General features: G+C 61.7%; 8 protein-coding genes. 1 reads left to right on the top strand and 7 read right to left on the bottom strand.

The window, feature by feature from the left end:
- Window positions 1-118: 118 nt before the first annotated feature.
- From Q7T26_13275 to Q7T26_13245, 7 genes are all read right to left on the bottom strand, one after another.
- Window positions 119-1183, bottom strand: a complete 1065-nt coding sequence (locus tag Q7T26_13275; protein MDO8533113.1) for a glucose-1-phosphate thymidylyltransferase — start codon at window positions 1181-1183, stop codon at window positions 119-121.
- 42 nt (window positions 1184-1225) lie between these two features.
- On the bottom strand, window positions 1226-2071 hold the full coding sequence (locus Q7T26_13270) for a class I SAM-dependent methyltransferase (protein MDO8533112.1): 846 nt from the start codon (window positions 2069-2071) through the stop codon (window positions 1226-1228).
- Window positions 2072-2078: 7 nt separating this feature from the next.
- Window positions 2079-3026 carry a glycosyltransferase gene (locus Q7T26_13265; GenBank protein MDO8533111.1) on the bottom strand — a complete coding sequence of 316 codons (948 nt, stop codon included), beginning with the start codon at window positions 3024-3026 and terminating at the stop codon, window positions 2079-2081.
- Between the two features lie 105 nt (window positions 3027-3131).
- Window positions 3132-4214 carry a glycosyltransferase family 4 protein gene (locus Q7T26_13260; protein ID MDO8533110.1) on the bottom strand — a complete coding sequence of 361 codons (1083 nt, stop codon included), beginning with the start codon at window positions 4212-4214 and terminating at the stop codon, window positions 3132-3134.
- A 184-nt stretch (window positions 4215-4398) separates the two neighbouring features.
- Window positions 4399-5559: a glycosyltransferase family 4 protein gene (locus Q7T26_13255; GenBank protein ID MDO8533109.1), complete on the bottom strand. Its 1161-nt coding sequence runs from the start codon at window positions 5557-5559 to the stop codon at window positions 4399-4401.
- Window positions 5560-5686: 127 nt separating this feature from the next.
- Window positions 5687-7309 (bottom strand): O-antigen ligase family protein, encoded by a 1623-nt coding sequence (locus tag Q7T26_13250; protein MDO8533108.1) that lies wholly within the window; start codon window positions 7307-7309, stop codon window positions 5687-5689.
- Window positions 7310-7460: 151 nt separating this feature from the next.
- Window positions 7461-9158 carry a polysaccharide biosynthesis tyrosine autokinase gene (locus Q7T26_13245; protein ID MDO8533107.1) on the bottom strand — a complete coding sequence of 566 codons (1698 nt, stop codon included), beginning with the start codon at window positions 9156-9158 and terminating at the stop codon, window positions 7461-7463.
- 148 nt (window positions 9159-9306) lie between these two features.
- Between Q7T26_13245 and Q7T26_13240 the strand changes: the two genes are divergently transcribed.
- On the top strand, window positions 9307-9972 hold a 666-nt coding region (locus tag Q7T26_13240; GenBank protein MDO8533106.1), incomplete at its 3' end, for a UbiA family prenyltransferase.

The following is a 9972-nucleotide window of genomic DNA, read 5'->3' as shown; positions in this document are numbered from 1 at the left end:
GCTCGAGAACGGATCGACGCGCCAGTCCGGGTGCGCGCGCAGGGCATAGCGGACAAAGTTGCTGCCGATGAACCCCGAGCCGCCTGTTACGAGCACTGTACGGGAAGTCATCGAGCCTTTACCTGAACTCGACTTTGCTGTGGTCGCCCAGGACCAGTTTGGACGCAGCAGGACGGTGCGTGGAGCGGGACACCTCCACGTAGCGGCCGATGACGCTCTCCGTCACACGGCCGGGCGTGTCGAGGATGGAGCTGTGCTCCAGGACGATGCAGTTGTCCACTTTGCTCCCTTCCACGCGGCAGTCGTGGTAGATGGACGTATAGGGCCCGATGCGCGAGTTGCGCACAATCGTCTTCTCTCCAATGATACACGGGCCATGCAAGACGCTTTTCTCCACTCTGGCGCCGTTCTGGATGACCACGGCGCCCGTGACGCGCGTCTCGGCGTCAACAGTCCCCTCGTTGCGGGCGGCCATGCTTGCGAGGATGAGACGATTGGCGTTCAGAAGGTCGTCCCTTTTGCCCGTGTCAATCCACGGGGTCGCCAGTACCTGATGTCCTACCTTGCGGCCATTTTCTAGCAGGTAGCGGATGGCGTCGGTTATCTCCAGCTCGTTGCGCCATGAGGGACGGATGTGGTCTATGGCGTCGAAGACGGAGGAGTCGAACATGTAAATGCCGACGATCGCCAGGTTGCTCGGCGGAGTCTTGGGCTTCTCCTGAATGGAGACGATGCGCCCGTCGTTAAGGGCCACGACGCCGAAGTCCGAGGGGTTCGTCACCTCGTGCAGGAGTATCTGGCAGTTCTGGCCCGTGGCCTGGAAGCTTTCCACGAACGGCTGGATTCCGCCGAGGATGAAATTGTCGCCCAGGAAGACCACGAACCTGTCTTGTCCCACGAAGTCGCGCGCCAGGCCGATGGCGTGGGCTATGCCCAGGGGCGCGGACTGCTCGATGTATGTCATGCGGGCTCCCAGCAGCGCGCCGTCGCCGACCGCGGTCTTGATCTGGTCGCCGGTCTCTCCGACGATGATGCAGATGTCCTGGATGCCCGCCGCGACCAGGTGCTCCAGCGCGTAGAACAGGATAGGCTTGTTCGCGATGGGCACGAGCTGCTTGGCCCCCGTGTACGTGAAGGGGCGGAGCCTGCTGCCTTTGCCTCCCGAGAGGACGACGCCTTTCATGTGTTCACGTAGGCTCCGAATATCGAGTTCTTCGGGTTGACTTCAAGCTGGCCCCACCTTCCGCGCGATCACAGTGATAGAGGTCAGACTGCTCAATCCCAAAAGGCCGAGAGCAAACTTGAGCGGGACTCCCCACGCATGCCGCCCGCGGGCCCACAGGGGACGTTCCACCACCCGGAAGCCTGTCCGCTGGAGCAGTTGCCGGAGAGGCCTGTCCGAATAGAAGAACCAGTGGGAATTCACATAGACCATGACCCAGCGGTGTTTCAGCAGCCGCGCCTCAACACAGTCCAGGTCGGGCGTCTGGAGGTACAGCAGGCCGTCCGGGCGGAGCACCCTGTTCGCCTGGCGCAGGACGGAGACAGGGTCAGCCAGGTGCTCCAGCACCTCGACCAGGGACACGACGTCAAACGACGCGTCGGGGAAGCCCGCCTCCTCCACGACGCGGGCGGGCACGGCGACACCCATCTCGGCGCGCGCGTATTGCGCTTCCTTTGCGTTGGGGTTGACGCCGACGGCCTGCCACCCGCTCTCGGCGGCGAGCTTCAAGAGGTAGCCGCAGCCTATGTCCAAGAGCCGTCCCGGACGGGCGTGGCGGCCTATGTGGGCGAGTACGTCAGGGGCCCGCTCTCGCTCGGACCCCGCGGGGCCTTCGATGCGGCGCTCCTGCGCTGCGGCCGCCTCAGCCTCGGCGGGCGCCACCTCCACCAGTCGCGGATTCACCCACGCGAGTCCGCATCCCCGGCAGCGCGTGATGGCTGGCCGGACGTTTGTCGAAAACGAGTAACGCGAGGTGTCCACGGCGAAAAACGGCTTGGAAGGGCCGCCGCACAGGAGGCAAGCGGGGGAGACATCCGCCCAGATATTGGCGTGGTTGTCCTGAAACATGTGTCGTCTAGCGCCTTTCAGCACGGGCGGCGTACTGCCGCGCCCATGTCCGCCTGCCGACGACCTGGGCCTTGTCCAGCAGATAATTGTAGACGCCTGGCAGGACGAGCCAGCGTTCCGTCGCCCGCCCCAACATCAGAAGCGCTTTGAATCTGATCTGCCCCAGGACGCGTCGTAGCGCGGAAGGCTCGCGGAGGAGGGCCGGGTCGGGTGTTTCTCCATGTGCCTTGAGTCGGTACATGCCTTCCGTCTCGCCTACCTTCTCCATGCGCCGCAGCGCGCTGTCCAGCGTTGTGTAGTGGTCATGGTAGCCCACGGCACGCTCATTATAGACGAGGCGCATGCCCATACGGGACATCCGATAGGCCAGCTCCGTGTCTTCGTGCGATGCATACGGAAAGTCCTCGTCGAACAGGCCGGCGGCGAGGAGGAAGCTGCGTTTCACCGAGACGTTGGAGGTGTAGAAGTGGCCGTAGAAGACGTTGTCTTTGTTCGTGATGGAGCCGAACTTGTACTGCGGGCCGCCGTTCTCCAGCCAGCGCATGAAGGCGGTGACGGGCTTGTCCGGCGCCCACGTGGTCAAACCCAGGACGGCCACATGCTCGTCCGGCAGGCGGCGGTGCCATGCCGCGTGTTGCTCCAGCAGGTCGGGCGGTGCCGTGATGTCGTCGCCGGTGATGAGCACGATGTGCCCTCTGGCGTGGCGGATGCCGCGGTTACGCGCCGCCGCGGGCCCCCGCTTCGACTCGCGCAGGGTGAGGAGCGCGACGCCGGGCGGCGGCCTGATGTCGGCAAGGAAGCGCGGAGTCTCATCCGTGGAGCCGTTGTCCACAACGATGATCTCGTAGTCGGCTAGAGGGTAGCTCTGCCGGTACAGCGCGTCCAGGCACTGCCGGAGCTGCGGCAGGCGGTTGTAGGTGGGGATGACCACGCTCAGAAAGGGAGTGGCGCTCATGGGCCTCTTTCAAGATAAATAAGCGGCTGCACATAGATGTGCTGGCAATCCAGTATAGACGATTTCTGAGGTAAGGTGCGCCGAGGCGGCGCGACGCCAGGCGGGTCATCGAAAGGGCAGGACGCGGCGCAGCGCGCTTTTGATGCGGGCAAGGCGCTCCTCACGTCGGCGCCGGGCGCAGGTCTGGCGGACGCGGCGTATGACCTGCCGGGTTTCCGGCGAGGGCGCGGCAAGCCTCTCATAGTCGCCCGCCTCCAGGAAATGCGGACGGCCAGAGCGCAGGCCCAGCAGCTCCTCCCACGCGTCTATGCTGCGCTCCCATCCGAATCGCTGCGCCATGGCAAGCCCGTTGGCGGCCAGCCGTCGGCGCAGGCCGGGGTCCCGCAGGAGGTGCAGGACAGCCGCAGCCATGGCTTCCGGGTCGCGTGGCGGCACCTTGAGGCAGGTCTCGCCGTCAATGGCGAAGTCGTCGATGCCTTTGCTATCGGTGGTGGCGACGGGGCAGCCGCAGGCCATGGCCTCCAGCAGTGGCAGGCCGAAGCCCTCGTACCAGGACCCGGAGACGTACACGGCGGAGGAGCAGTACGCGCGGGCCATCTCCTCCGATGAAAGGTCATGCACGGACGTGAAGTCCACGGGCTGGCCTTGGGCGCGCACTAGCTCGATGGCCTTCTCAACGTCCTCCGTGCCCTTCCAGCCGCCCCAGCCGAGGGTCATCACCCGGTTGCCAATCCGCGGGACATCCGGATAGGGTTGAAAAACCGTGTGGGCGATGCCAGGCATGATTAGGTGCGAGCGCACGCCATAAGTCTCCAGCGTGTGCTTCTGGATGTAGGAGGACTCGCTGACAAAGAAGTCCAGCGGCAGCTTGAAGATGTCCTCGATGAAGTGCATGAAGTGCTGGACGTAGTAGCCCTTGTAGCCGCGAATGTCCATGAGGTAGTCCGCGTCATAGTCCCAGGTCATGATCGCTATGTCGTCGTCCGTGATACGTTTTCGCCAGTGGTCCCACGACCCAAAGGGGGTTTTTACGTTCATCCAGGCGGGAGGGTGGCCGGTTGGAGTGAGGATCGTGATAGAGTAGCCGTGGTCGGTGAGCCCATCAGCGACTTCGAACACGATCTTGTTGCCGCCTCTCAGGTTGGCGTGCGGGAGCACGAAGAAGATGCGCTGTTGCTTGGTGTTCATCAGTGGGTGTTGGCCTCTTTCCTGGATGTCTCCATCACGGATTTCAGCAGATCACGGCGAACTCGTGTGTCGCAGGAAGCCATACATGGACGGCGCAGCGCGGTGGGTCGGGATGAATTCTTCCAAGGAGGTGAGTGGGTTTTCCCCTATTGAGCCTCCGTTCGCCATTATTTCGGACCTGTGGCTAGTCTAACAGCTTTCTATACCGCTGTTCCATGAACATCATGCGCTCGTTGAAATCAGCGCGTTCCTGAATAATACGCCAGTTCGCGCAGGCGATTTCCTGGTGCTTCTTCGGATGCTCCAGCACGTTCACAATCGTCCCGGCCACCTGGGCCGCGTTGGTCTGGGAGACCAGATAGCCGTTCTCGCCGTCCGTTATCCACTCTCTGACGCTGGGCAGCGCGCCCATGACCGGCACGGCGCCGCACGCCATCGCCTCCACCATCGAGATCGGTCCGGAGTCCCACGTCGCCAGGGAAACGAACACGTCTGCCGCCTGATAGTACGTGGCAAGCTCTTCGTGCGGCACGCGACCCACCAGTCGGACATTCTCCTGAGCGCCATATTCCCGCACACGGTCCTGGACCCACTGAAGGCGGTCAGGCTGGGCGTAGTTCCAGGTAAAGACAAAGTGCGTTCGCGGCGCGCGGCGGAGTACGTCTGGAATGGCCTGGACGAGGGTCTCCACGTTGCACGGGTCGCCCATGTTGCGGACGGAGAGGACGACGGGGGCGTTCTCCAGCAGCCCCAGTTTGCGGCGGGCGTCCGCACGGGACTGGGTGAGGTTGAACCTTTGCAGGTCGACGCCCCAGTTGAACTGTATGATCCTGTCTGACGGGGCGCCCGCGCGTACCATCTCGCGCACCAGGTCGTTCGAGATGCCGGTGATCAGACGGGCGCGGCCCAGAGCGCACCGCGCGAAGAGGCGGCGCAGGGGGCGGGTCGCCGCGTGCGGCGCATAGCCAAGTGTGGCGTCGTCGTAGCTCCACGCGGTGATGGCGTAGGGCTGAAAGCCTGTCAGGGCGCCCATGTAGCCGGGATAGTAGAGCGAGTGCGAGTGGAGGATATCCGGACTGATCTCTTTGACCAGGCTCCGCACGCGCAGCACCGTCCGGAGCCAGTACGCCGCGCTGATATTGACCTCTCCGCGAAGGTACCGTCTCCACCGGGGAAGTCCCGATGGCGCGGGCATAATGTCGTGCATGGTGATGCCTTGGGCAGAGATTGGATAACCTGCCAGGACGTGCACATCGTGGCCTCTGGCCGCGAACCACTTGGCCCAGCGCAGAAGGTGGGGATAGTCGCTCCAGCCTATGTAGCAAATGCGAAGGCGTGTGCTCATGGCTGGGCGTAGGAGGACAGCGGGCGTCGTGACATCAGCGTCCCGCTGCTCCGGCGGCTGCCGTGGATGCGGGGAACGCGAGTTCCTGTGACCCGATGCTCTTGAGGTCGAAGTCCATCGCCCAGCATTATACTTGATGCTCGCTGGCGCTCACTCGCTCCGAAGTAAGTGCTGCCATGACAAATACTAGGCCCACCACAACCCAAAAAAAGATCCCCTGGTCTGTTTGTCCCATGGGGCGGTCCGGGGCGTTACCTGATGCGAACCCCGTGCCTCCGATCAGCCCGCTCAGCAACATGCTTGTGACAGCCCAGGAAAGCCCCAGCGCCAGCGCCCTGAGTTGCGGATCAGCGTTCTTCCTTCCGATGATCCAGGCCGTCCGGAGGGCGACAATGTGCAGGCCCAGAACCGCCGCCAAAGCCCCCAAGCCGCCTGCGGAGGCGTAGTGAAGGAGCACTTCGTGGGCATAAGAGCTGCCGCGACCCTCGGCTGACCAATCCGTGTGCAAATACTGAGGAGAGACCTCTTCGAACATGCGCAGGCCAACGCCCAGAAGCGGGTGGTCCAGGGTCATACGGACCGCGGCCTGCCACAGGTCGAGACGCTGGGCCTGCTCCGTCTCTATTGCTTGTAAGGATGTCCACGATTGAAAGCGGTCGAGCCACAGTGGTTCGGTGCCGACGGCCAGTACCAGTACCGCCGTCAGAACCATTGCCCCCGCGAAGTACCAGGCTGCCTTCGCACGGACTTGGATCATCAAAAGGACGGCCGGAAGGAAGCTGGCGATGACCGCCGAGCGGATGCGTATAACGAGAATCACCACGACGCTGAAGGCCGCGAGGCCCAGGAGGGCAAGCTTTGCTCTGAAACGCGGCGAGTAAGCCACAAAGACAAGAGACAGCGGCAGGATAGTTGATGCTATCCATCCCAATACGCCCATGTGTACACCGAGTTTGAAGATGCTGGCCCCGACACCAAAGGAGACATCGCGCTGCAACAAAAGGAGGTAGAAGTACAACAGGATCGCGAGCCGAACGAAGGAGGCGATGAGAAGGGCCAGGCATAAAGTAACAACGTCGTGACGCGTGTGAGTACGATTGACAATGACGAAGAACAACAGCGGCATGGTGGCATCGTTGAGCAGTTCCTGGAGGCTTTCCAGGGGTAGCCGGGAGTTAAGGGACGACAGGAATAGCACGAACAGCCATGCCAAAATGAACAGGTCCAGGCGCGTGCGCGTCAGGGCCTGCCTTGTCGCGAGCTTGCGCAGGAGCACCGCCAGAGTCAGGATCCATATGAATGCGAGAGACGGTGTGTAGGTAAAGGGCCCCACGGTGAGGACTTGGGCAAGTGCTTCCCGGAAGTTGAATTCGCTCTCCAGATAGGCTATCAGGGGATACGCCAACAGAAAGACGACGACAGGCCTGGGCCCATCGGACGTCAGGGCCAGTATGACGGAGGTGACGACGCCGACGATGGCCAGTCCAATGACCAGGAGATAAGTCACGGAGTAGGACGACGCGAGACTCACGATAAAAAAGCCCACGAGAACCGCCAGGGCAAGTATGGAAACTATTTCGCCTATCCCGAGCCTCTTGGGTGTCAGCCCTTGCGTCACGCCGCGTATGTCCGCAGCCCACACCAGCAGAAACGCCGCCGCAACCAGGACTGGCGGAATGGTCTCGCGGACTATCGTGCCGATGGTGATGCCCGCCGCCAGGACCGTCACGGCATGCGCCAGCAGGTACACCGCGGCCAATCCCAGAAGAACGAGCAGGCCTGTCTTCAGATAGGGGCTGACAAAGCCCTGCTCGTGGTGTGTGCGAGAGGGAGAGTGCACTATGAAGCCTCGTCAGAAGGTCTGGCGAAGAGAGGGCAACGGTCTTGAACTTGCGGGACCATCAATGGCCTTTTCGTTTGTGCCGACGAGGCGCGAGGAGTCGCCCCAGGGTGTTCGCAAAAAGGCCGTCGCGACGGGTCTGGTGCTGGCGACCGTCGGCGCCGTCGGAGTAGCGGTAGTAATACCTGTAGTAATACCGATATCGCCCGTAGTGACCATAGCCCCCTTGCGGGCTGATCCTGTTGACTACAACGCCTATCAGCCGCCCATTTACCCTCGCCAGGTCCTCACATGCATGGGACAGAGCTGTTCGCTTGGCGGATGTGCTATCTACAATCAGCAGGACGCCGTCCACCATGCCTGCGAGCACCGTCGGGTCTGTGACAGGAAGCAGGGAGGGACTGTCCAGGATGACGACATCGGCCATCTGCTTGAGCTCTGCCAGCGCTCGGCGCGTGCGCTCCGAGTCCAGTATCTCGGACGGGTTTGGTGGTAGAGGGCCCGTGAGAACGAGTCGCAGCCCCGGGACCTCGGTGGGCCGCAATACGTCTTGCAGGCTTGCCTTTCCCATCAAGACCGTCGTCAGGCCTACATCCCGAGAAGCGTTAAATGCTCTATGCACGTTAGGATGGCGCAGGTTTCCATCCACCAGGATGACGCTCTTGCCCGCCTGGGCTATGACGATTGCCAGGTTGGAAGCAATAAAGGTCTTCCCTTCCAATGGCAGTGAACTCGTCACAAGGAAGGAGTAGCGTGGGCGTTCGCCCATGGCGAAGTCCACATTGGTCCGCAGACTTCGAAAGCCCTCCGCAGCCTGCGCCTTCGTGTCGAGAGCTATAAGCTCGTAGCCGCTGTTTCCTTTAGAGGGAGCCAGCTCACCGATATCTCCCATGATTGGTGCTCGCGTGATCTTCTCAATTTCTTCCGGGCCATCCACCGTGTCCTCAAGGTACTCCACGGCCCCGGCCACGAGAACGCTTCCCATCAGGCCCACCAGGAATCCCAGGAGGGTATTGAGCGGGACATTGGGCCGGACGGGGGAGCGCGGCATCTGGGCCACGGCGGATATTGTTAGGGGGCTTCCGTAGCGGGCAGCAGCCAGGCGGAAATCCTCCCCGCTCTTGAGGAGAATTGTGTAAAGGGTTTGTGAACGCAGGAGGTTGCTCTCCAAACGGCTCCGTTCGATACGGGCGAAGGGGGGCAAATCGCTGCCGCGTGTGCTACCAGAGTCACCCAAGGCAGCGAGGGACGCTTGGGTCTGGTCGATGTCCTTCGCAAGGCTTGCTATCTGCAGGTCCAGGTCCTTCTTCGCGTCGTCAAACTTGGTCTGGACCGTTTTGGTGACCTGCTGGGCGAAGACTTCGGCTGTCTTGTTGGCAAGGGCCTGGGCCAGAGCCGGATTGCTGTCTTCGGCGGTCACCTGGATGAGCTGCGAAGTCTGTATCTGGTTCGCTGAAACCTTGCTTGATAGCTGGGACACGCTCATCCTGAGGCCCAGTTCGCTGATAACCTGCTGCATGACTGCGGGTTGCGTCACCAGAAGAACATAGGAGCGGGCCACTTGCTGGCTGGCGGCGATGGAGCCGAGGGAGTCCGCCCGTGGGTCAACGGGCTGCTCGACGAAGAGGGTGGCGGACGTTGCAAAGACAGGCGGAGTGATGGCGGATAACCAGTAGGTAAACCCGGTCACCAACAGGGTGCCAACGGCTATAAGCCAGAGCCGCTTGTAGATAATCTTGAGAAGCCTGTTAAGTTCCATGGTTTTCGCTTTTGAATATACCTTTGCAGCCGTTAGATTGGCGATTGTGTGCCCTCAGTATAGACGACGGTCGCTCCGTGTTCAACCGTCGGTGGGTCGTGCGCCCTTGGAGGAGTAACACAGGTTGACCCCGAAGGCATCCTTCGCTATGATTGGCACGATGGCGGCACCTACATCGTCGGTTCGGCTGATAAACGCATTTTCGCCCCTTCTGCTCTCCTTGCGAGCGAAGCAGTGGGCAAAGAATTTGCTGCTTTACCTTCCCTTCGTTTTCACCATCAACTTCTGGTGGGCGCCCGGCGACTTGGGCCATACTCTAATACCGCTTCTTCAAGTCACCCTGGCCTTCGCGCTTTTTTGCCTCCTGTCCAGCGCCGTCTACCTCGTGAACGACGTGATTGACAGGGACAGTGACCAGCAGCACCCGGTGAAGAGGAATCGGCCCATCGCGTCGGGGAGGTTGTCACCAGGGCTGGCAGGTGCGGTCGCCGGGGTCATGGGCGTGGGAGCACTGGGCGTCAGCTTTTTGGTAAATCCACTATTTGGTATCGTCGCGCTGATTTATAGCGTCCTGAGTCTGGGCTACTCGTTCTACCTGAAGCAGCTTGTCATTGTGGACGTCATGGCGCTGGCGGCTGGATTCGTCCTGCGGGCCGCCGCCGGTGGTGTTGTCATAGACGTGCCGATTTCACCCTGGCTTTACATCTGTACTACCCTGGGAGCGCTGTTCCTGGCCTGCGGCAAACGTCGAAACGAATTACTCCTGTTGGGAAAAGGAAGCTCCAGCCACAGGGAAGCGCTCAAGGAATACACG

It is taken from the genome of Dehalococcoidia bacterium (genome assembly GCA_030648205.1).
Classification (GTDB): domain Bacteria; phylum Chloroflexota; class Dehalococcoidia; order JAUSIH01; family JAUSIH01; genus JAUSIH01.
The sequence above is the reverse complement of the archived record's forward strand: the minus strand, read 5'-3'. Positions and strand labels throughout refer to the sequence as shown.